The organism is Mesorhizobium sp. M8A.F.Ca.ET.218.01.1.1, assembly GCF_004791165.1.
GTDB lineage: Bacteria > Pseudomonadota > Alphaproteobacteria > Rhizobiales > Rhizobiaceae > Mesorhizobium.
Genome location: NZ_SRUZ01000003.1, coordinates 360,103 through 379,651, shown reverse-complemented (window position 1 = coordinate 379,651; position 19,549 = coordinate 360,103). Strand labels below are relative to the sequence as shown.

23 protein-coding genes and 2 tRNA genes are annotated in these 19,549 nt (G+C 63.7%); 10 read left to right on the top strand and 15 right to left on the bottom strand.

The genetic code is table 11. The features are described from left to right. Positions 1-46 precede the first annotated feature (46 nt). Both EN861_RS13005 and EN861_RS13000 read left to right on the top strand, forming a co-directional pair. A complete protein-coding gene (locus EN861_RS13005; RefSeq protein WP_135863834.1) occupies positions 47-571 on the top strand; it encodes a DUF4142 domain-containing protein in 525 nt (174 codons plus the stop codon). Then, positions 568-897, top strand: coding sequence for a cupredoxin family copper-binding protein (locus EN861_RS13000; protein WP_189343623.1), 330 nt, complete (start codon positions 568-570; stop codon positions 895-897). Before EN861_RS13005 ends, EN861_RS13000 begins: the two co-directional genes overlap by 4 nt. Positions 898-1,057: 160 nt before the next feature. On the opposite strand, the gene EN861_RS12995 is transcribed toward EN861_RS13000, so the two are convergent. Continuing rightward, positions 1,058-1,948, bottom strand: a complete 891-nt coding sequence (locus EN861_RS12995) for a crotonase/enoyl-CoA hydratase family protein (RefSeq protein WP_135863832.1) — start codon at positions 1,946-1,948, stop codon at positions 1,058-1,060. Between the two features lie 85 nt (positions 1,949-2,033). Between EN861_RS12995 and EN861_RS12990 the strand changes: the two genes are divergently transcribed. Continuing rightward, positions 2,034-2,627 (top strand): TetR/AcrR family transcriptional regulator, encoded by a 594-nt coding sequence (locus EN861_RS12990; protein ID WP_135863830.1) that lies wholly within the window; start codon positions 2,034-2,036, stop codon positions 2,625-2,627. Here EN861_RS12990 and EN861_RS12985 read toward each other — a convergent pair. From EN861_RS12985 to EN861_RS12960, 6 genes are all read right to left on the bottom strand, one after another. Continuing rightward, positions 2,624-3,850, bottom strand: coding sequence for an anion transporter (locus EN861_RS12985; protein WP_127276647.1), 1,227 nt, complete (start codon positions 3,848-3,850; stop codon positions 2,624-2,626). The genes EN861_RS12990 and EN861_RS12985 overlap by 4 nt on opposite strands. 149 nt (positions 3,851-3,999) lie before the next feature. Continuing rightward, the gene (locus EN861_RS12980; RefSeq protein WP_127276645.1) at positions 4,000-4,962 is read right to left on the bottom strand and encodes a glycosyltransferase family 4 protein; all 963 of its coding nucleotides are present in this window, start codon (positions 4,960-4,962) and stop codon (positions 4,000-4,002) included. A 208-nt stretch (positions 4,963-5,170) separates the two neighbouring features. After that, positions 5,171-5,959: a GGDEF domain-containing protein gene (locus tag EN861_RS12975; protein ID WP_127276643.1), complete on the bottom strand. Its 789-nt coding sequence runs from the start codon at positions 5,957-5,959 to the stop codon at positions 5,171-5,173. Positions 5,960-6,150: 191 nt separating this feature from the next. After that, positions 6,151-6,372 (bottom strand): hypothetical protein, encoded by a 222-nt coding sequence (locus tag EN861_RS12970; protein WP_127276641.1) that lies wholly within the window; start codon positions 6,370-6,372, stop codon positions 6,151-6,153. 284 nt (positions 6,373-6,656) lie between these two features. Continuing rightward, positions 6,657-6,733, bottom strand: a tRNA-Arg gene (locus EN861_RS12965). Between the two features lie 45 nt (positions 6,734-6,778). Then, positions 6,779-7,084 carry an ETC complex I subunit gene (locus tag EN861_RS12960; RefSeq protein WP_127276639.1) on the bottom strand — a complete coding sequence of 102 codons (306 nt, stop codon included), beginning with the start codon at positions 7,082-7,084 and terminating at the stop codon, positions 6,779-6,781. A gap of 124 nt (positions 7,085-7,208) precedes the next feature. Here EN861_RS12960 and EN861_RS12955 point away from each other — a divergent pair. Further along, positions 7,209-7,285: transfer RNA gene (locus tag EN861_RS12955), tRNA-Pro, on the top strand. A gap of 146 nt (positions 7,286-7,431) precedes the next feature. Then, the gene (locus EN861_RS12950; RefSeq protein ID WP_245464286.1) at positions 7,432-7,818 is read left to right on the top strand and encodes a hypothetical protein; all 387 of its coding nucleotides are present in this window, start codon (positions 7,432-7,434) and stop codon (positions 7,816-7,818) included. A 190-nt stretch (positions 7,819-8,008) separates the two neighbouring features. On the opposite strand, the gene hdaA is transcribed toward EN861_RS12950, so the two are convergent. The 3 genes from hdaA to EN861_RS12935 form a co-directional block, all read right to left on the bottom strand. Further along, the gene (gene hdaA / locus EN861_RS12945) at positions 8,009-8,713 is read right to left on the bottom strand and encodes a DnaA regulatory inactivator HdaA (RefSeq protein ID WP_127276636.1); all 705 of its coding nucleotides are present in this window, start codon (positions 8,711-8,713) and stop codon (positions 8,009-8,011) included. 1 nt (position 8,714) lies between these two features. Continuing rightward, positions 8,715-9,890, bottom strand: a complete 1,176-nt coding sequence (locus EN861_RS12940) for an AI-2E family transporter (RefSeq protein ID WP_127276654.1) — start codon at positions 9,888-9,890, stop codon at positions 8,715-8,717. Positions 9,891-9,969: 79 nt separating this feature from the next. After that, a complete protein-coding gene (locus EN861_RS12935) occupies positions 9,970-10,524 on the bottom strand; it encodes a CDP-alcohol phosphatidyltransferase family protein (protein WP_127276634.1) in 555 nt (184 codons plus the stop codon). A 206-nt stretch (positions 10,525-10,730) separates the two neighbouring features. On the opposite strand from EN861_RS12935, the gene purM reads away from it, so the two are divergent. From purM to EN861_RS12920, 3 genes are read left to right on the top strand one after another with little or no spacing between them, the layout of a single operon-like run. Continuing rightward, positions 10,731-11,840, top strand: a complete 1,110-nt coding sequence (gene purM / locus EN861_RS12930; protein ID WP_135863828.1) for a phosphoribosylformylglycinamidine cyclo-ligase — start codon at positions 10,731-10,733, stop codon at positions 11,838-11,840. After that, entirely contained in the window at positions 11,837-12,550 is a 714-nt protein-coding gene (purN, locus tag EN861_RS12925) for a phosphoribosylglycinamide formyltransferase (protein WP_135863826.1), read from the top strand. The genes purM and purN overlap by 4 nt, the downstream gene beginning before the upstream one ends. A gap of 15 nt (positions 12,551-12,565) precedes the next feature. Further along, on the top strand, positions 12,566-13,075 hold the full coding sequence (locus EN861_RS12920) for a histidine phosphatase family protein (RefSeq protein ID WP_135863824.1): 510 nt from the start codon (positions 12,566-12,568) through the stop codon (positions 13,073-13,075). Positions 13,076-13,122: 47 nt separating this feature from the next. Here the strand turns inward: EN861_RS12920 and EN861_RS12915 are convergent, their stop codons facing one another. After that, positions 13,123-13,365 (bottom strand): DUF680 domain-containing protein, encoded by a 243-nt coding sequence (locus EN861_RS12915; RefSeq protein ID WP_135863822.1) that lies wholly within the window; start codon positions 13,363-13,365, stop codon positions 13,123-13,125. A 362-nt stretch (positions 13,366-13,727) separates the two neighbouring features. Between EN861_RS12915 and EN861_RS12910 the strand changes: the two genes are divergently transcribed. Then, positions 13,728-14,405, top strand: coding sequence for a response regulator (locus tag EN861_RS12910; protein WP_135863820.1), 678 nt, complete (start codon positions 13,728-13,730; stop codon positions 14,403-14,405). Next, the gene (locus tag EN861_RS12905; RefSeq protein ID WP_135863818.1) at positions 14,402-15,760 is read left to right on the top strand and encodes a sensor histidine kinase; all 1,359 of its coding nucleotides are present in this window, start codon (positions 14,402-14,404) and stop codon (positions 15,758-15,760) included. Before EN861_RS12910 ends, EN861_RS12905 begins: the two co-directional genes overlap by 4 nt. A gap of 25 nt (positions 15,761-15,785) precedes the next feature. Here the strand turns inward: EN861_RS12905 and EN861_RS12900 are convergent, their stop codons facing one another. The 4 genes from EN861_RS12900 to dapB form a co-directional block, all read right to left on the bottom strand. Continuing rightward, complete coding sequence (locus tag EN861_RS12900; RefSeq protein ID WP_127276617.1) at positions 15,786-16,664, bottom strand: ABC transporter permease; 879 nt, start codon at positions 16,662-16,664, stop codon at positions 15,786-15,788. Positions 16,665-16,675: 11 nt separating this feature from the next. Next, the gene (locus EN861_RS12895; protein ID WP_127871470.1) at positions 16,676-17,485 is read right to left on the bottom strand and encodes an ABC transporter ATP-binding protein; all 810 of its coding nucleotides are present in this window, start codon (positions 17,483-17,485) and stop codon (positions 16,676-16,678) included. A 105-nt stretch (positions 17,486-17,590) separates the two neighbouring features. Beyond that, positions 17,591-18,607: an ABC transporter substrate-binding protein gene (locus tag EN861_RS12890; RefSeq protein WP_127280273.1), complete on the bottom strand. Its 1,017-nt coding sequence runs from the start codon at positions 18,605-18,607 to the stop codon at positions 17,591-17,593. A 159-nt stretch (positions 18,608-18,766) separates the two neighbouring features. After that, a complete protein-coding gene (dapB, locus tag EN861_RS12885) occupies positions 18,767-19,549 on the bottom strand; it encodes a 4-hydroxy-tetrahydrodipicolinate reductase (protein ID WP_127280272.1) in 783 nt (260 codons plus the stop codon).

Sequence of the window (19,549 nt, the reverse complement as noted above, 5' to 3'; positions counted from 1 at the left end):
AAATTTGAGCCCGGCTCCTCCGCGCGGTCGGGCCAAGGAGGATGCCATGTTCACCCGATATACCGTTGCCCTTGCCGCCCTGCTTCTCGTCGGCGCTGCCCCGGTCGCGCAAGCCGCCGACAAGCCGACGGACCCGCAGATCGCCCATATCGCCTATACGGCCGGCGTCATCGACATCGAGGCGGCCAAGCAGGCGATCAAGAAATCAAAGAGCAAGGAGGTGATCGATTTCGCCAAGGACATGGAGCGCGACCACGAAGCGGTGAACAAGCAGGCGCTCGATCTCGTCAAGAAGCTGAAGGTGAAGCCCGAGGACAACGCCACCAGCCAGGCGCTGACCAAGGCCGCGACTGAGGAACGCGCCAAGCTCGCCAAGCTGAAAGGTGCGGCTTTCGACAAGGCCTATATCGAAAACGAGGTGGCCTATCACAAGCAGGTCAACGGCGCGCTCGAAACGCTGCTCATTCCCTCGGCCAGCAATGCCGAGCTGAAGAGCCTGCTCGAGACCGGCCTCAAGATCTTCCAGGGCCATGAGCAGCATGCCGAACACGTCGCCGGCATGCTGAAATGAAAGCGGGCGCCTTGGACCATCTGGCGGGGCTGGCCATGCTGGCGCTGGTACCTACGCTGACAGCGGCGCCGGCAGCGGCGGCAGCCATCCAGGTCACCATCGAGAAGCTCGTCTTTTCGCCGGCCAGCGTCGATGCGAAGGTCGGCGACACGATCGAGTGGGTGAACAAGGACGTGATCGCCCATACGGCTACGGTGAAGGGTGGCTGGGAGGTGATCATCCCGCCGAAGAAGTCGGCAAGCCTGAATTTGAAGGCGGCGGGAACCATCGACTACTTCTGCCGCTTCCACCCCAACATGAAAGGCCGCTTGGTGGTGGCGCCGTGAGACTGAGAGATCGATGGCGAAAAGACCATTTCGCCGTCGATCGGAATATTAGAGCAAATCCAGGAAAAGTGCGTAGCGGTTTTCCGTCCGGAATTGCTCCAGGTCTATCGGCCACGGCTCTCTTTGAAGGTTCGGTGACTTGTGTTGCTCCCGCTAGACGTCAAGGGCCGTGTGGCGGCGAAGGCGTCCTGGTCCGCGTCCCGCGCCGGTCGATCGCCAACGAGGCTCGCCGCGCCTCATCGGGCCGTGTGATATGGGTCCACGAACCGTCGTAGCTCGGCTTGCGCCGCTCGATCCACGCATTCAGCCCTTCACGCAGGTCGGCGGTCGGAGCCATGCGGGCGAATTGCTCCGCCTCAATCAGCAGTCCCTCGGCAATACCCTGGTTGAGGCCCCTCGCCACCGCCGTGAGAATGCCGGTGACGGCCGGTCCGGAATGCCGCAGGATACGCTTGGCCAGATCAAATGCCGCCGGCATCAGTTCGGCATGCGGCACAACCTCGTTGACGAGACCCAGCTCAAGCGCCCGCGGCGGCGGAAACCAGTCGCCCGTCAACAGCAGTTCGAGCGCCCGCTTGCGCCCGGCCAGCCTCGGCAGGCGTTGGGTTCCACCAAAAGTCGGCGGCATTGCAAGGTTGATTTCGGGCTTGGCGAACAGCGCACGGTCACTGGCGATGGCGAGCGGAACGGCCTCGGTGATTTCGCAGCCACCGCCAAAGGCAATGCCGTTGACGGCAGCGATGACCGGTTTGCGGAACGCTTCCAGCCGTGCCGTCAGCCGCTGCCCGCGCATGACGAAGTCGCGCATTGCGATATCGGCGCCAAGCGCCACGCTGGCCGAGAATTCATGGATGTCGCCACCCGCCGAAAACGCCCGCTCCCCTGCTCCGGTGAGGATGACAACCCGGACGCCGTCATCGACTTCAATGTCGTTGAGAACCGCAAGCAGGCGATCGATCAGGGCATAATTCAGTGCATTGAGCTTTTCGGGACGATTGAGGGTGAGGACGGTAACCCCGTCGCGGGTCTCGCTCAGGACAAGATCGGTCATTTGGCTTCCTTCCAGCTTGTTGACGAGTTGGAAGGTTACGTCGTTCGCACCTTGTGTATATTCACTAGTCGGTATACTTAGACCCATGGCCGAAGCACAAAGCCCCACCCGCAAGCGCCTAGTCGATGCCGCAACCAGATTGTTCTACGCGGAAGGAATCGGCCGTGTCAGTGTCGACGCCGTCGCCGAGGAAGCGGGCCTCACCAAGCGGACGCTCTACTACCACTTCAAGAGCAAGGACGACCTCATCGCAGCCTATCTCGACGGCCGCGATCAGCCCAATCTGAAACGGATGGCCGGCTGGTTCGAAGCCGAGCAAGGGGGCGTGGACAGCAAGGTCGAAGCCATCTTCACCAATCTGGCCCGGGCCACGCGCCATCCAAAATGGAAGGGATGCGGCTTCCTGCGCACAGCTGCCGAGCTTGCCTCGATGCCTGGACACCCGGCGGTCAAGGTCGGGGCGCGGCACAAATCCAACTTCGAGACATGGCTGGCCACGGAATTGTCCGGGCACGATATCGAGAGGCCGCAGGCACTGGCCCGCGAGATCGTGCTGCTGATAGAAGGCTGCTTTTCGATCATGCTGATCCATCGCAATCCCGACTACGTCGAAGCCGCCGGACGAGCCGCGGCGACGCTGGTCAGGGCGCGGATGTCGGTCAGTCAGATGCAGGGCTAGGCCCCGAACGCCAGCCACGCCGTACCGGCGGCGAGCGTGATCAGTGTCAGCGGCAGGCCGACCTTGAAGAAGGCACCGAAAGACAACGGTGTACCAGCGGCCTTGGATTGTTCGGCGACGATCAGGTTGGCGACCGAGCCGAGCAAGGTGAAGTTGCCGGCCAGCGTCGAACTCATGGCCACCACCAGCCAGGCGCGCTCGGGGTTTTCCAGGCCGGGTATGAATGGCCTGAGCGCCAGCACGGCAGGAACATTGCTCATGATGTTGGACAACACGGCGGTGAACCCCGACAGCCTCCAGACGTCGTCGAGCCCGATGTTCTTGGCGGAGGCGATCATGTCAGGCGTCAGCAGCGTCTTTTCCGCGCCGGCAACCACCACGAACAGACCCGCGAACATGAACAGCAGCGGTCCGTCGATCTCATGGTAGATGCGCGATGGCTTGATGGCGCGCGTGAGCAGCAGGATGGCGCCGCCGATGAGCGCCGCCTTGGCTACGGGAACACCGGCGAAGAAGGCGATCGCCAGCCCGATGCAGACGACCACGGCCTTCAGCACCTGGCCACGATGCATGCGGCCGCGCGAGATGTGTGGCGCCAGTTCGCCGTTGCGCCTGAATTCGGCGCGATAGACGATCCGCACAATGACGATGACCGCGACAAGGCCGAACAAGGCGACCGGCGCGAGCGCCGCCGAAAAGGCCGGATAGGAAATCCCCGACAGCGCGCCGATGACCATGTTCTGCGGGTTGCCCGTGATGGTGGCGACGCTGCCGCAGTTCGAAGCGGTGGCGGTGGCGATCAGATAGGGGATCGGATTGCGGTTGATGACACGGGTGACGTGGACGACGATCGGCGCCATGACCAGGCAGATGGCGTCGTTGACCAGGAAAGCCGACAGCACGCCGGTCAGGAGCGTCACCATCACCAGGAGCATGAACGGCGCATGCGCGTGCTCGATGGCAATGGCGCCGAGACCGCGAAAGGCACCCGATACTTTCAGATGCGCCACCACGATCATCATGCCGAGCAGAAGCGTGATGGTGTCGAAATTGATGGCGCGATAGGCATCCTCCATGCTGAGCGCGCCGATGGCGATCATCGCTGCGCCGCCAAGCAGCGCAATGCCCGCGCGGTCAAGCCGCAGGCCAGGGATGCGGCCGATGGCGACGCCGGCATAGGTAAGGACCAGGATCAGCAGTGCCGCGCCGCCCATCAATGTCATCGGTAGAAGCCCTGCTCGATCTGCCCGCGCGCCGATGCCGGCCGCCCGCGATTCACGTGATGCCAGCTTTAGCGCGATGTCGGGATTGATGCCAAACGGCTAGGTGGCTTGTTGGCGGAGAATATCCGAAGGCAGATGGCGCGGTGCGGCTAACGCCGATAGAAATCCAGCCGTTCTTGCAACGCCTGCGATGAAAACATCTGCTCGACGGTCAGCCGCGCCTTGCGGCCGACCGTCGCCCGCAGGCCCGGGTCGGCTTTGAGATCCGCCAGGATCCGCGCCGCCTGTTGTGTCGTTTCGAACAGGAAGCCGTTTTCGCCATGTCTGATGTGGTCGACGTAGCCACCATGCGAATGGCAGACCACGGGCAGGCCGCAGGCCATCGCCTCGAACACCACCCGGCCGAACGTCTCCACATGCGAACCGGTGCGATAGTAGAAGACGTCGAGCGTCGGCAGGAACTGTTCGGCGGCGAATTCACCCTGCGGCAGGAGTTCGAGTTGCGGATGCGGCGCGAGCTTGTCCTTGAGCGGCGTGCCGCCCTGAATACGGACCGCGGTGCCATCGCCAAGCAATGCCTCATAGAGCGCCACATCGTCGCGGTGATGCTTGTCCGCCGTGTCGCGGCTCAGCCGCCCCACCGTGAACGGACCGTTTGGCCTTGCCCGTCGTGGCGAGAAGCGCCCGATATCGATCGGCGAGGCATGGACGACGCCTTCGACCTGCAGCACGCGCCTCTGAAATTCGGAGATCAGCACCAGTTCGGCAGCCGGCCAACGCAGCAGGCGCGGCCTGCGTGTCGTCAGGGCGATGAGCTTGGGATGAAAGGTGTTGAAGACATAGATCAGCCGGCGCGGCCGCGGGATCAGGTAGGGCCACATTTTGTTGCGCCAATGCGCGCCAAGAAAGACATAGGTGCCGCCATCCGGCACATTGCGTGTTGCCGGCGAGACGCGGCGTATCGGAAATTCCTGCATCAGGCCTTCGGATACGCGCGACGAGGTTGCCCACAGGCACACCCGTGAGTCGGCGCCCAAGAGCCGGTACAACTCCAGGGTTTCGCGCTCACTGCCGCCAAACTGGTTCTGAAAGCCGTTGAATAGATGGATCATGGTCGCGGTGCTTACTCGGCTCTAGCCGGGCGTCTCGCCATTCAATTGCCTGCACCCAAGGGCCGTGCTGTACCCGCGAATGGCACGATCGAGGGACTAAGAAGCAGGACTATTTCTGGCGATACTCCGTACATTACTGCCCGGAGGAAGCACACGGATAATCAAGCGTCAAGCAAGCGGTGGGTGTCAGCCTACTACGAGGCTGCCGTCAGTGCAGGGTAGCGGCGCTGGCCGGAGACGCCAGGGAGGCTTCCGCCGGATCGAAGCTGACCTGATCGCGTCCATTCGATTTCGCGGCATAAAGCCGTCTGTCGGCGGCCGAGAATATTGCCTCGTAGGTGGTCGGCCCGCTGAAGCTGGTACCGCCTATGCTGACGGAAAGCGGACAGGAGCGGCCGCCCGGGGAAAAGTCCATTTCGCGTATCCGTCGGCGGATGCTTTCGGCAACCAGCCAGGATTGCGAGGGGTCGACACCGGGAAGGAATACGCCGAACTCCTCGCCGCCGATGCGTCCGACGATATCGCCGCCGCGCAGCTGGCCCTTGATCGCCTGCGCGATCAGCTTGAGCGCCTGGTCGCCGCAATCATGGCCGAGGCGGTCGTTGATCGACTTGAAGTGGTCGGCATCGATGATCAGCAGCGCGCCGGAACGGGTCTCTTCCTGCTTGCGGGTCTGCTCGAGATAGGCCTCGACCAGCATAGAGAAGGCGCCGCGGTTCAGCACTGCCGTCAGGCTGTCCGTCGCGGCGATGACACTGAGGTCGCGCTGGGCTATCGCCAGTTGGCGGATCTTCCACATCAGGAAAAACAGAAACGAGCCACCCAGCACCAGGGGCAGCAGAAGGTCGGTCAGCTTCGCGCGCCAGACAGACTCGGGCGAAAGATAGGGGAAATTGAACGAATCGACGAAAAACGCCACGGCAATGAAGAATGCCGTGCCGGCGGCGGTGACGGCGATCACCCTGCCCCAGCTGGTCGGCGACAGGTCCAGCTTCATCCCCTTCACTCCGTTAGCCGTCCCTACTATGACGTGCCAACGCAAACAAAATGATAAGACTTTCCTTTCAATTCGAGATCGGATGGCAGGGAGACGGGATCGGATGGCCGGGGGCGGGCACGATCGCCAACAGGCGGCCGTGCCCCGGTGGTTGAAGGCTCATCGGATTCCTGACAGGGAGAATTCCGAAGTCAGCGGTTGGACGCCTGTCCAGCCGCCTCGACGACGAAGGATGCCGCGATCATGTCGTCGGCATCCAGCCACAAGGAACCGTCGCCGGCCCCCATGATGGCGGCGACCTTGTGAAAGGTTTTCATTTCATGGCCGGAAATTTCGGCATCCTGCATGCGGGCCCTGAGTTCGGCGATGCGCCGCACCAAGGCAGGGGACGTTCCAATCTCACGTTTCGACATGGCCTGGCTTCTCCTCCCCCAACCCATTCTCGTTGTGCCCGCCCTACCCTATTCGCCGGACCGCACATTGCCTTTTCATGAGGCTCCACGAATACAAGGCCCCGAACGCCTGGGCTTGGCCGAGGTTCCAACAGGACAGATCACGAAATAATTCCAGGGCCCCCCGCGCCGGTGGGCCCGAGACTGCCGTTTCAGGCTTCCATTGCACGGCGTCGCGGCACTGGCAGGCAAGGGTGAGGATTGGTTGACCTCGTCAGGTCATGCGGCGTAAGCCTTTGAAATTATGGCGATCCCGACAGGATTCGAACCTGTGACCATCGGCTTAGAAGGCCGGTGCTCTATCCAGCTGAGCTACGGGACCGCTGGCCGGCTCGGGGCCGGTAGATGTTCGCGCTGGGCTAGCCGGTCAATGCGTCCAGGGCGTCCTGCGGTCATAGCGGAAATTCTCCGCATAGGAAATCTGGCGGCGCTTGGGCTCTTTCGGCTCTTCGACGCGGAAGGCAAGCCCTTCCTTTTCGGCGTAGGCGACGGCCTCTTCCTTGGTGCCGAAGGTGAGCCTGATCTGGCTTCTCATGTCTCCCGACGTGGTGTAGCCCATCAGGGGGTCGATCTTCTTGCGCATCTCGGGATCGAATTCCAACACCCAGTGGCCGGTCTTGGCCTTGCCGGACTGCATCGCGGTTTTGGCTGGGCTGAAAATGCGCGCGGACATGGCCACCTCATTGTTGTGCAAGGCGGCATCGCCGCCCTAGGGCCGTCATTACTGCGCATTGGCAGCGGCGGCAAGGTTTTTGCACTTGCCATGTAACACCGAAATGAATAGGCAACAGACCGTTCGGAGTGTAGCGCAGGCTGGTAGCGCATCTGGTTTGGGACCAGAGGGTCGGGAGTTCGAATCTCTCCACTCCGACCATCCCTTCTTATCCCATGCGATCTAGGCGCCCTCGCCGGCGACGAGAGCCGCAATCAAGGCCGCCGTGCTTGTCTTGCCCTTGATTGTCCTCGTTTCGCGCCGGCCAAGGTGCGCGCCTTCATCGACTTCGTGCAATCGCGTCTGGATTGAGCGAGCATCAAGGGCTTTTGGCCAATATTCGGGCTTCATCATTTCAGGCTCGCTTCCCTCGCTATTGCCGGCTTAAACTCCGGCAAAATGGGGGATTTGCGGTGCTTGGGATCGATGCTTGGGTGTCGCTGTTCGGGCCGGCCTATTTTGCCTATGCGGGCGTGACGGTTCCCTTCATGGTGGCGTGGGCGATCGCCTGTGCGGCCTTGGCGATGTGGAACAATCGCGAGAGCCGCGGGCACGCCAGGCTGGCACCAGGCATCGTTGCCTCCCGTTCGTGGGCAGCCAGCACCGGGATTTTTGTGCTGGTCGCGGCCTGCTATATTGCCTCGCATTCAGCCGTCTATCTGTTGGTCCGGCATTTCGTCAGACTTTGGCTGTGATTGGCCGCAAGTGAAAGGCAAGCTCGCCGGGCGAGAACCCCAAGCACCTCATTCCCGGCGAGCCTACAACCTGATTTGGAACGCAATCAGGACCGGGGTCAGCCGGCAAGCTCACGCTGCAAGATGGGTGCCAGCTGTTATTTCCCGAAATGGGACGGCGGTTGCGGAGCGATTGTAACATCGAGGCACTCTAAATCTCGAATTCGCCCTGCCCCTCGTCCATGGCGTTGACGGTTTCGGCCGCCAATGCCCTTGTGATCGCCATCTTGCGCTCCAGCGCGGTGCGATCCAGACGCTCCACCACGCGCATCGCGGTGGCCAGCGAACGCTCGATGCGCCGCACCAGATACTGCACGACATGCGGTTCGACCTCGACCTGCCGGTCGGCGAACAGCTTGGTGATGACGCCGGCGAGCAGGAGATCGTCGGGCTCGTGGATCTCGACGGTCGCCGCCGCCTTCAAACGCGAGGCAAGATCGGGCAGCTTGACGCCCCAGGCCGACGGAAAGCGTCGCGCCGTCAAGAGCAGCGTCGAGCCGGCACCGCGCACGGCATTGATCAAATGGAACAGGCCCTGCTCATCGACCGCGCCGATATCGACATCGTCGATCAGCGCCGGCCGCGCACCGAGATTGGCGATGCTGTCGCCCATGCGCCTGGCGTCGACGGCAAGCGCGTTGGCGCGGGCACGCCAGATCGAGGCCAGGTGCGTTTTGCCCGAACCAGCGGGGCCTGCCAGCACCACCACCGGTGCTGGCCAATCCGGCCAGCGGTCGACCAGCGCGGCCGCCTGGTTGTTGGTGCCGGAGACGACCAGCTCGTCGCGCGAATAACCGGTGCCGTGGCCGAGATCGAGCGGCAGCTGGCGCGGCGGGTCGGTTCGCTGGGCAGTCACTTCAGCGACGCGGTTGCGTGCGGTGGCCGCCGCCGCGATCGGCCGGCAACGGCGGCGCGAGCTCTGTCGCATGGCCCTTGTAGAGCGGCGATTCCAGGTAGCGGGCGATGGCGAAGCGTACCAGAACTGCCACCGCCGCGGATGCTGGAACGGCAATCAAAAGCCCGACAAAACCGAACAGCGCGCCGAAGGCGAACAGCGCGAACATCAGCCACACCGGGTGCAGGCCGACGCTTTTGCCGACCAGCCTGGGCTGCAGGATGTTGCCTTCGATGAACTGGCCGATGAAGAAGACCACGGCAACGGCGACGATCATCGTCCAGTCCGGCCAGAACTGGACGAAGGCAACGCCGACGGCCAGCACCAGCCCGGTCAATGAGCCGACATAGGGGATGAAGGAGATCAGCCCGGCGAACAGGCCGATGAGGATGGCGAAGTTCAGCCCCGTCAGCGTCAAGCCGGTGGCGTACATGGCGCCCAGCACCAGGCAGAGCGTGCCCTGCCCGCGCACGAAGCCGGCAGTGGCGGTGTTGATGTCGCGCGCGATGGCGCGCACCGTCGCGACGTTGTCGCGCGGCACCCAGCTGTCGATGACCGCCACCATGCGGTCCCAGTCGAGCAGCATGTAGAAGGCCACGACCGGCGTCACCACGAACAGGCTGACCACCGAGACCAGCGCCATGCCCGAACTCCACAGCGAGGTAAATACGGTGGTGATCAGGCCAAAGCCGGAAGTCAGCAGCGAATTCAATCCGTCGCGCAAGCCATTGGCGTTGACGCCGAATCTCTGTTCCAGCCATTTCGGGTCGAACGACGTGATCAGGCTCTGCAACCGGGTCAGGTACTCCGGCAGCTTGCCGGCGAAATCGGTCATCTGCGTCGCCAGCACCGGAATGAGGATGACGAAGGCCAGCACCAGCACGATCAGGAAGGTAATGAGGATGACCACCGTCGCCATGAAACGGCTGAGGCCGAGCCGCTGCAGCCGGTCGGCGACCGGATCGAGGAAATAGGCAAGCACCATGCCGGCGACGAAGGGCAGCAGGACGCCGCTGAAGACATAAAGGAAAAGCGCCAGGATCGCGGCACCCGCCAGCCAGAAGAAGATCTGGCGGTAGAAGGTCGACGCCGCCTCTGCCTCCGCCGCCGTCTCGCCGGCCGGAACGTCGACGACCATCTGGTCGTCGACGGTCTTGCCCCGCGTCACCGCTTTGCGGGCAGCCGGCTTGCGGGCAGCCTTGCCGTCGATGGGCTTGTCAGCCCGATTTACCGCCTTCGCCATAGCCGTTCATATGCCTCAGCCAAGCCACGAGATAGGCCGCGGCCGAAGCCACGGTCAAGACCCCGGACAGCAATATGAGGGCGGGCCGCAGAGGGTCGAGGTGCACGGCAAAGGCGAGTTCACCCAGCACGACCGCCGCCAGCACGATCTGTATGGCGGTATTGGCCTTCGACACAAGAAACGGTTTTATCTCGACCGGATGGGCCATCACCGTGGACAACAGAACCGCGCAGACGATCAGCGCGTCGCGTGACACCATGGTGACGACCAGCCAGAGCGGCAATTGCCCGATGAAGCCCATGACGACGAACACCGAAACCAAAAGCAGCTTGTCGGCCATCGGATCGAGATAGGCGCCGAGCGTCGACTGCTGGTCGAAGCGGCGGGCGATGAAGCCGTCGATGCCGTCGGAAACGCCTGCAATAACGAAGCCGGCAAAAGCCCAGTCCCAGCGCGCCTGCAGCATGGCCAGCACCACGGCAGGCACCAGCACAAGGCGCAGGATGGTGATCAGGTTGGGGATGGTCAACGCATTGTCCCGCCGTATTATGCCTGGAGATAGATGAGGGCGGTGAAGGGTCGAGGCAAGGGAGCAGCCTGGGCCGGAGCAAGCGCTGTGTGCGATGCCCCCGTCTATCCACGCTTTTGTCAGCCAAACGGCGCCCGGTTCGGCCGTTATCCTTGCGGACCGAAACCGTTCATGCGAAGAGCCCGCAAACGAGCAGGAACATTGCGATGAGCAAGCGCGAAACCGGCCAGCACAAAACGGGCCAGAACAAAACGGCCAAGCGCAGAAACGGGCTCACTTATGCCGAGGCCGGCGTCGACATCGATGCCGGCAATCTCATGGTGGAGAAGATCAAGCCGCTGGTGCGCTCGACGCGCCGGCCAGGCGCGGATGGCGAGATCGGCGGCTTCGGCGGTCTGTTCGATCTCAAGGCGGCCGGTTTCACCGATCCGGTGCTGGTCGCCGCCAATGACGGCGTCGGCACCAAGCTCAAGATCGCCATCGATGCCGGCAAGCACGACACGATCGGCATCGACCTCGTCGCCATGTGCGTCAACGACATCGTCGTGCAGGGCGCGGAGCCGCTGTTCTTCCTCGACTATTTCGCCACCGGCAAACTCGATCCCGACCAGGGTGCCGCGATCGTCGGCGGCATCGCGCAGGGCTGCCGCCAGGCCGGCTGCGCGCTGGTCGGCGGCGAGACCGCCGAAATGCCCGGCATGTATCACGGCAAGGACTATGATCTCGCCGGCTTTGCCGTTGGGGCCGCTGAACGCGGGCAGCTTTTGCCCACCGACGACATCGTCGAAGGCGATGTGCTGCTCGGGCTAGCCTCCTCCGGCCTGCATTCGAACGGTTTCTCGCTGGTGCGCCGCATCGTCGCCGCGAGCGGCCTGGCGTGGAGCGATCCGGCACCGTTCAACGACGAGGCGACGCTCGCCGAGGCGCTGCTCGAGCCGACCCGCATCTATGTGAAATCTCTCCTCAAGGCGATCCGCAACACACATGGCATCAAGGCGCTCGCCCACATCACCGGCGGCGGCTTCCCGGAAAACATTCCGCGCGTGCTGCCCAAGGATTTCTCGGCCGAGCTTGATCTCGAGGCGATCGACGTGCCGCCGGTGTTCTCGTGGCTGGCCAAGACCGGCGGCGTGGCGCCGGAAGAGATGATGCGCACCTTCAATTGCGGCATCGGCATGATTTTGGCTGTCGCTTCGGGTCAGGCGGCACAGGTCGCTGCCGTGCTGCAGGAAGCCGGCGAGACGGTGACGCCGATCGGCCGCATCGTGCCGCGCCGCGACGCCGGCGTCATCTATCGGGGCTCGATCGGCCTATGAGCACGCAGCGAAAGCGCACCGTCGTCCTGATATCGGGGCGCGGCTCCAACATGACCGCGCTGATCGCGGCCGCCAGCGATCCGGCCTTTCCGGCCGAGATCGTCGGCGTCATCTCCGACAAGGCGGACGCCGCCGGCCTCGGCGTCGCCAAGGCACGCGGCATCGCCACGCAGGTCATTTCCCGAGCCGATCACGGCGGCAAGCAGGCGCATGACGCGGCGATCGACGCGGCACTCACTGGCTTCAATGCAGATATCGTGGCGCTGGCCGGCTATTTGCGCATCCTGACCCCCGGCTTTGTCCAGAGATGGCAGGGCCGCATGATCAACATCCACCCTGCCTTGCTGCCGGCCTTCAAGGGGCTCGATACCCATGCGCGCGCGCTGGCAGCCGGCATCCGCATTCATGGCTGCACGGTGCATTTCGTGACGCCGGAGATGGATGACGGCCCGATCATCGCCCAGGCGGCGGTGCCGGTGATGGTCGGCGACAATGCCGATACGCTGGCAGCGCGCGTGCTGAAGGCCGAGCATCGGCTCTATCCGCTGGCGCTGGGACTGGTGGCCGAAGGCAAGGCACGCATGGAGGCGGGCCGCGCCGTGCTTGCCCACTTCGCCGACGATGCCGAGAACGGCACCTCGGTGGTGATGGCGCCCGACCCGCTGCGTGAGGAAGCCGACCTGGAGCATCTGGCGCGGATCACGCCTTAAGCCGAGAACGCGGCCATGAAACAGCTTCTCCTGCTTCGCCATGCCAAATCGAGCTGGGATGATCCTGATCTCGATGATTTCGACCGGCCGCTCGCGGAACGTGGATTGAAGCCAGCCCGATTGATCGGCCGCGAGCTTGCGGCGCGCGACTGGCTGCCGGATCAGGCGCTGGTGTCGTCGGCGCTACGCACCCGCGACACCTGGCGATTGGTGGCCGCGGAGTTGCCGGTGCATCCACGAGTCGCGTTTGCTCAGCCACTCTACGAAGCTTCGGCTGCGGACATTCTGGACCAAATCCATAAGGCCGACCCGTCGAGCCTTTGCCTTGTGGTGGTTGGCCATAATCCGGGGCTTGAGGACCTGGCAAAACAGCTTGCCGGACCGCGATCGGAGGCGAAGGCGCGCAAGAGGCTTGAGGAAAAGTTGCCGACAGCAGCCCTTGCGCGCTTCGTCTTCGAGGGCGAGTGGTCCGCCCTGTTCTCCGCGCGGCTGACGCATTGCCTGCGCCCGAAGGATTTGAGCTAGAAGCCATGCCAGGCGGATGCGGCGGACAGTCCGCCGCGCCCGAGACATCAGTTGCCCCAGATGCCCTGGCCGGGCTCCGGCCAGTCGATGGCGGGCTTCATCTTGGTGTCGGCAGCCTTGTGGCTGGTCATATTCGTCTTATTGTCGACGGCGCCGGTGACTGCGTGATCCACGCCGGCGACCGGGGCAACCGGCTGGTTGGCAGTGTCGGAGCCATAGTGGTCGCTGCCGGCGAACGCACCTCCCGATGCGATAAGGATAGCGGCGGTAGCGAGAGCAAGCCTGTTCATTTCAATCTCCTGGTTCATCCGTTGGGCGGCGTCTTGGGCGGACGGTTCCGCTGAGGAGAAGACCAGAAGCAGCCTGGTTTTATTCCTGAACGTGAAATGTTTTTTGCCGACTGCGAAGATCGGGCGATGACGCCAATGCCCTGGGCTCATCCAAAAAGACGTCAAGTGGCGTGCCCTTGGGAGGAATTTCGCGTCGCTCGGACAGTTTGGAGGTTTCGCCGGCCACGGCCCAAGCCGCATTTGCCTTGCGTTGCGATCGATACTATCGATCATTTCGGGTCCGATTGGCGAATGGGATCGACGATCGAGCCCGAGCGGCCCGTTGAGACCGAAAGCGGGCGGATGCTGGAACGGCAATAGACATGCGATTGCTGCTTGTGGAGGACAATCGCGAACTGGCGGACTGGCTGGGCAAGACCTTGCGCCAGGCGAACTATGTCGTCGACATCGTCCATGACGGCGAGGATGTCGAGCACGCGCTTGCCGCGGGCGACCACGCGCTTGTCATTCTCGATCTTGCGCTGCCTCGCATGGGCGGACTGGAAGTGCTGCGCATGCTGCGAGCCCGCGGCAACCGGGTGCCGGTGATCGTACTGACCGCCAATGCCAGCCTCGATGGCCGGGTCAAAGGCCTCAACGAAGGCGCCGACGATTATCTGGCTAAGCCCTTCCAGATCGAGGAGCTTGAAGCACGCATCCGCGTGCAACTGCGCCGCGTCAATGACCGGACGGCACCGGTCGTTGCCTGCGGCGACCTCGTCTTCGACACCAACACCAGGCTGTTCTCGCTCGGCGGGGAGGCGCTGGCGCTGACGCCGCGCGAACATGCCGTGCTCGAGCAATTGATGATCAAGGCAGGACGCACCGTGAGCAAGGCCGCACTGTCCGCGGCGATCTATGATTTCGAGACCGACGCCGATCCCAGCGCCATCGAGATCTATGTGCACCGTGTGCGCAAGAAGCTTGAAGGGTCGCGCGTCCAGATCGCCACTTTGCGTGGCCTCGGCTATCTCTTGCGGCACGATGATCTGGTGCCATGAGAATTAACAGTCTTCGGCTGCAACTTCTGGCCTGGGTGGTGTTGCCGCTCGCCGGGCTCGCCACCGTCAATCTGTGGACCAGCCATGGCAATGCCCTGGCGACCGCCGATCTGATCACTGATCGCATGTTGGTCGGTTCGGCACGGATGATTGCCGAGCAGGTCGCAATGACCGACGGAGTGATCAACGCCACGGTGCCGCCGGCAGCGCTCGAGATGTTCGACACCGGCGACCGCGACAGGGTCTACTACGGTGTCGAAGCCGCCGGAGGGCGGCTGTTGACAGGCTATCCCGGGCTACCCAAGACGCCTGGACGCCCCAGCATCGAAGCGACCTATCGCGACCAGACGCTGCGGCTGCTGACATTTACGCACGCGGTGGTCGGCGCCGGCGGCGACTCGCCGATATCGGTCACCGTCGGCGTCACGCTTTTCGGCCACGACGCGATGGTGCGGCATCTCTGGTTCAGCGCCTTCACCCAGCAACTGGCGCTGGTGGCGATTGCCGGCGTCTTCGTGCTGCTCGGCCTGCGGCGAGGATTGACGCCGCTCATCCGGCTGCGCGACGCAGTGCGCTCACCGAAACGCAGCGAACTCGACCCCATCGAAGTCGCCGGTGCGCAGAGCGAAATCCGGCCGCTGGTCGATGCGCTCAATGCCTATATGGAACGGGTGCGGGCGCAGATGGCGGCGCAGCGCCGTTTCATCGCCAATGCCGCGCATCAGTTGCGCACGCCGCTGGCGCTGTTGTCGACGCAAGCGAGCTACGCGCTGCGCGAAAACGCTGTGGATGCGCGCAAGGAAGCGCTTGTCGCCCTGCAGGCAAGCTCCGCCCGGCTGGCGAGGCTGGCCGAACAGCTCTTGACCTTGTCGCGCGCGGAACCGGGCAGCCGGCGACCGCGCGCCGATCGCATCGACCTGACGCAAGCCGCGCGCCAAGTGCTGGAAACGCACGCGCCCAGGGCCATTGATCGCAACGTCGATCTTGGCCTCGATGAGACTGGCGCCGTACCGGTCATCGGGGACGGCACGATGCTGCGGGAGATGATCGTCAATCTCGTCGACAACGCCCTGCGCTACACACCGGCAGGCGGCACCGTCACCGTCAAGCTCGCCGCCGCCGGTGGCGAGGCCGTGCTGACGGTTACCGACGACGGGCCAGGCATACCCGCCGACGAGCGCGACCATGTCTTCGAGCGCTTCTATCGGCTCACCGGCGCGACCGACGAAGGCAGCGGCCTCGGGCTCGCCATCGTGCGCGAGGTGGTCGAAAATGCCAGCGGTCGCATCACCCTTGCGGATGGCGCGACCGGCGGCCTGGTCGTCGAGGTGCGCCTGCCGTTGGCCGGCGGCTAGGGGTCCTTGCCCCGCTCCGATCTGCTTACTGCGTCTCGTGCAGCGGCTGCGGACGCCATTTCGCCAGCCGGTTCTCGACCATTGTCATCAGATATTCCGCGCCCAGCGCCACGACCATGATGATGACGATCGCGGCATACATGCCGGCGGCGTCGAAGGAGCCCTTGGCGATGTTGATCAAGAGCCCGATACCATAGCGTGAGCCGACGAACTCGCCGACGATGGCGCCGATGATGGCGAAGCCGAAGCTGACGTGCAGGCTGGCGAAGATCCAGCTCATCGCCGACGGCACGATCACCGAGCGGGTCAGCTGCCAGTCGGAGGCGCCGAGGATACGGGCATTGGCGATCATCGCCCGGTCGGCCTCGCGCACGCCCTGGAAGGCGTTATGGAAGACGACGAAGAACACCATGATGAAGGCCAGCGCCACTTTCGAAGCAAGGCCAAGGCCGAGGATCATGATGAAGATCGGCGCCAGCACCACGCGAGGGATGGAGTTGATGACCTTGATGTAGATGGAAAAGATGTCGGCGGCCATGCGGTTGCGGCCAAGCGCGACGCCGATGATGATGCCGGCAACCGAGCCTGTGACGAAGCCGAGGACGGATTCCTCCATCGTGACGTAGAGATGGTACCAGAGCGGCCCTTCGGACGTGCCTTCCGTCGTCCACTCATAGAGCCTCTGCGCGATCGCGCTTGGCGTGGCGTAGAAGAACGGATCGATCCAGGCCTTGCGCCCGGCGACTTCCCAAGCGGCGAGGAAGACGATGAGGATGGCATACCGCCAGAAGATCACCGTGCGGCGACGATGCTGCGCGGCCTTGGCGGCGGCGGCCTCTATTTCGGCGTCCGAAGTTCCCGGCCTGAAACTTCCTGCCCTGATGTCGATGGTGGCATCGGTCATTGTGTCCTCCCTCACGCGGCAGCGCGGGCATAGCTGGTCTCGACCTCTTCCTTGAGATCGGCCCAGATGGTGCGCGAATAGTCGATGAAGCTTTGCTCGTAACGGATGTCGGCGACGACGCGAGGGCGCGGCAGGTCGATGGTGTAGACCGACTTCACCGTCGCCGGCCCGGCGGTCAGCACATAGACTTTGTCGGCCAGCGCTATTGCTTCCTCCAGGTCGTGGGTGACGAAAACGACCGAAGCCCTGGCTTCGGACCACAGACGCAGCAGTTCCTCGTGCATGAGAACACGTGTCTGCACGTCGAGCGCGGAGAACGGCTCGTCCATCAGCAGAATCTCGGGGCCATTGATGAAGGTCTGCGCCAACGCGACGCGCTTGCGCATGCCGCCGGAGAGCTGGTGCGGATAGTGATGCTCGAAGCGCGCCAAGCCGACGCGCGCCAGCCAGTCGCGCGCCGCGGCCGTCGCTTCTGCCTTGGCCCTGCCACGGAAGAGCGGCCCGGCCATGACGTTCTCGATCACCGTGCGCCATGGAAACAGCGCGTCACTTTGAAAGACGAAGCCGATGCGGGAATCGATGCCCTTGACGGGTGCACCCATGACCCGGACCTCGCCCGCGCTTGGGCTCGCCAATCCGGTGACGAGGTTGAGGGTGGTGGACTTCCCGCAGCCGGTCGGGCCGACGACGGCGACGAATTCACCCCGCTCGACGGTCATGGTGAAATCACGGATCGCGGTCAGCGACTTGCCGGTGGGTGACAGGAAGCGGCGGCTGACATTGATCAGCTCAATTGCCGGTGCGCTTTTCTCTTGTGCCATGCTGGGCTAACTCCTCGAACGAAGAACCGCCGTCGGCCAGGGCCTCCGGACGTGAAAACCAGACGATTGCCGGCACGAGGCGGTGCATCGCGCCGGCAGACGGGTTTACTTCGCGTTCTTGACGAATTCCGTCGTGTAGGTCTTCGACAGGTCGATCTGCTTGCCTTGCAGGTCCTTCTTGAAGGCCGACAGCACAGTCAGCACCGTCTCGGGGCCGCCCTCGGGCATTACGCCGTCGGCGGTGAACATCGCCTTGCCGGCATCGAGGGCCTTCACATAGCCCTCCTTGTCGCCGACATAGTAGTCCTTCGGCATCTTGTCGGCGATTTCGGCGCCGCTATGGGTATTGATGAATTTCTGCGTCTTGACGAAAGCATTGGCCAGCTTCTGCACCACATCCTTGTGGGCCTCGACCCAGTCTGTCTGCATGTAGAGTGACGCGGCCGGGTATGTGCCGCCGAGCGCGGCTTTTGTGCCTTCCATCGTACGCATGTCGATAAGGACTTTGGCCTCACCCGTCTTGAGTAGCCGGGTGATGGTCGGCTCGGTCGTCATACCCGCCTGGATCTTGTCCTGTTGCATCGCGGCGATGAATGTATCGCCGGCACCGACGGGGATTGAGGTGAATTCACCCAGCTTCAAGCCGTTCTTCACGGCGAGGTATTCCGTCAGGAAGTTTGTCGAGGAGCCGAGGCCGGTGACACCAAGGTTCATGCCCTTGAAATCGGCCGGCGACTTGATTTCGGGATGCTTCGTCGAAACCAGTTCGACCTCGCCGGGCGCCTGGCTGAACTGGACAATGGACTCGACGAATTTGCCTTTGGCCTGGAGGTCGATGCTATGGTCATAGAAGCCGACAACGCCTTGCACGGCGCCGGCCAGCATCTCGTTTTCGGCATCGACGCCGGCCGGTTCGTTCAGCAACTCGACGTCAAGACCCTCGTCCTTGAAGTAGCCCAGGGCTTCGGTGAGCTTGGCGGGCAGATAGATCTGCTTTTCGTAGCCACCCACCATGATGGAAATCTTTTCGTCGGCCGCCGATGCCGCCGTGGCACCCGTGGCGGTGATGGCAAGCGTCAAGGCAACGGTGCGCAACGCACACTTCGAGATGAAACCGGTCACAAAACTTCCTCCATTTGGGCGACGCGCTGTGAAGCCGCGCCGCATTCCTCCCTCGCCGACCGTCGCGGGCCGGACATGCGGTGACACCGCAAAACCGTCATGACATGCCCAAGCTTTCAGCTGGCTTTCAGTCGCGGGGAAAAAAAATCGTTCGCAGCGTCACGCCCGAGCGCTCTGCCCCAGGACGTCGCGCATGTCGTATTCGCCGGGAGTGCGGCCCGCCACCCAGAGAGCGGCGGCGATGGCGCCACGCGCGAACATGACGCGGTCGCCGGCCACATGCGACACGGTGACGGTCTCGCCCTCGGCGCAGAAGGAGACGCTGTGCTCGCCGACGATGCTGCCGCCGCGCGCCACCGCGAAGCCGATCTCGCCCACCGGCCGCGCGCCGGTGGCGCCATCGCGGACGCGCCTTGCCACCATGTCCAGTTCGACGCCGCGCCCGCCGGCAACGGCTTGCCCCAGCATCAGCGCCGTGCCCGAGGGCGCATCGATCTTGTGGCGATGATGCGCCTCGAAAATCTCGGCATCCCAGTCTTGCGGAGCGAGTGCCCTCGCCGCCTGCTCGACCAATCCGACCAGCATGTTCAGGCCGAGCGAAAAGCTGCCGGAGCGGACTATCGCGATGTTTTTGGCGGCATCGGCAATAATGGCCGCTTCGGCCGCATCGAAACCGGTCGAGCCAATCACCAAGGCTGGCCCGCCGCGTTGCGCACAGAAACTGGCCAGATCGGCGGAGGCAGCCGGCGTGGTGAAGTCGATGACCACATCGGCCATGGCAAGCGCTTCCTCGCGGCTCACCAGCCCATCACCGACACTGCCTGGGCGGTGAAAGCGGGCGGCAAGCGCCAGACGCGCATCGGCCCGCACCGCATCCGCCATCTGGCGTCCCATGCGGCCGAGAGCGCCCGATATGGCGATCCTGATCGGCGGCTGCGACAT

What these genes read in the sequence shown, in the direction of transcription:
- EN861_RS13005 (WP_135863834.1), top strand. Translation starts at nt 47, where the DNA reads ATGTTCACCCGATATACCGTTGCCCTTGCCGCCCTGCTTCTCGTCGGC.
- EN861_RS13000 (WP_189343623.1), top strand. Translation starts at nt 568, where the DNA reads ATGAAAGCGGGCGCCTTGGACCATCTGGCGGGGCTGGCCATGCTGGCG.
- EN861_RS12995 (WP_135863832.1), bottom strand. Translation starts at nt 1,948, where the DNA reads ATGACCGATCTTGTCCTGAGCGAGACCCGCGACGGGGTTACCGTCCTC.
- EN861_RS12990 (WP_135863830.1), top strand. Translation starts at nt 2,034, where the DNA reads ATGGCCGAAGCACAAAGCCCCACCCGCAAGCGCCTAGTCGATGCCGCA.
- EN861_RS12985 (WP_127276647.1), bottom strand. Translation starts at nt 3,850, where the DNA reads ATGACATTGATGGGCGGCGCGGCACTGCTGATCCTGGTCCTTACCTAT.
- EN861_RS12980 (WP_127276645.1), bottom strand. Translation starts at nt 4,962, where the DNA reads ATGATCCATCTATTCAACGGCTTTCAGAACCAGTTTGGCGGCAGTGAG.
- EN861_RS12975 (WP_127276643.1), bottom strand. Translation starts at nt 5,959, where the DNA reads ATGAAGCTGGACCTGTCGCCGACCAGCTGGGGCAGGGTGATCGCCGTC.
- EN861_RS12970 (WP_127276641.1), bottom strand. Translation starts at nt 6,372, where the DNA reads ATGTCGAAACGTGAGATTGGAACGTCCCCTGCCTTGGTGCGGCGCATC.
- EN861_RS12960 (WP_127276639.1), bottom strand. Translation starts at nt 7,084, where the DNA reads ATGTCCGCGCGCATTTTCAGCCCAGCCAAAACCGCGATGCAGTCCGGC.
- EN861_RS12940 (WP_127276654.1), bottom strand. Translation starts at nt 9,890, where the DNA reads ATGGTCGTCGACGTTCCGGCCGGCGAGACGGCGGCGGAGGCAGAGGCG.
- purM (WP_135863828.1), top strand. Translation starts at nt 10,731, where the DNA reads ATGAGCAAGCGCGAAACCGGCCAGCACAAAACGGGCCAGAACAAAACG.
- purN (WP_135863826.1), top strand. Translation starts at nt 11,837, where the DNA reads ATGAGCACGCAGCGAAAGCGCACCGTCGTCCTGATATCGGGGCGCGGC.
- EN861_RS12920 (WP_135863824.1), top strand. Translation starts at nt 12,566, where the DNA reads ATGAAACAGCTTCTCCTGCTTCGCCATGCCAAATCGAGCTGGGATGAT.
- EN861_RS12915 (WP_135863822.1), bottom strand. Translation starts at nt 13,365, where the DNA reads ATGAACAGGCTTGCTCTCGCTACCGCCGCTATCCTTATCGCATCGGGA.
- EN861_RS12910 (WP_135863820.1), top strand. Translation starts at nt 13,728, where the DNA reads ATGCGATTGCTGCTTGTGGAGGACAATCGCGAACTGGCGGACTGGCTG.
- EN861_RS12905 (WP_135863818.1), top strand. Translation starts at nt 14,402, where the DNA reads ATGAGAATTAACAGTCTTCGGCTGCAACTTCTGGCCTGGGTGGTGTTG.
- EN861_RS12900 (WP_127276617.1), bottom strand. Translation starts at nt 16,664, where the DNA reads ATGACCGATGCCACCATCGACATCAGGGCAGGAAGTTTCAGGCCGGGA.
- EN861_RS12895 (WP_127871470.1), bottom strand. Translation starts at nt 17,485, where the DNA reads ATGGCACAAGAGAAAAGCGCACCGGCAATTGAGCTGATCAATGTCAGC.
- dapB (WP_127280272.1), bottom strand. Translation starts at nt 19,549, where the DNA reads ATGTCGCAGCCGCCGATCAGGATCGCCATATCGGGCGCTCTCGGCCGC.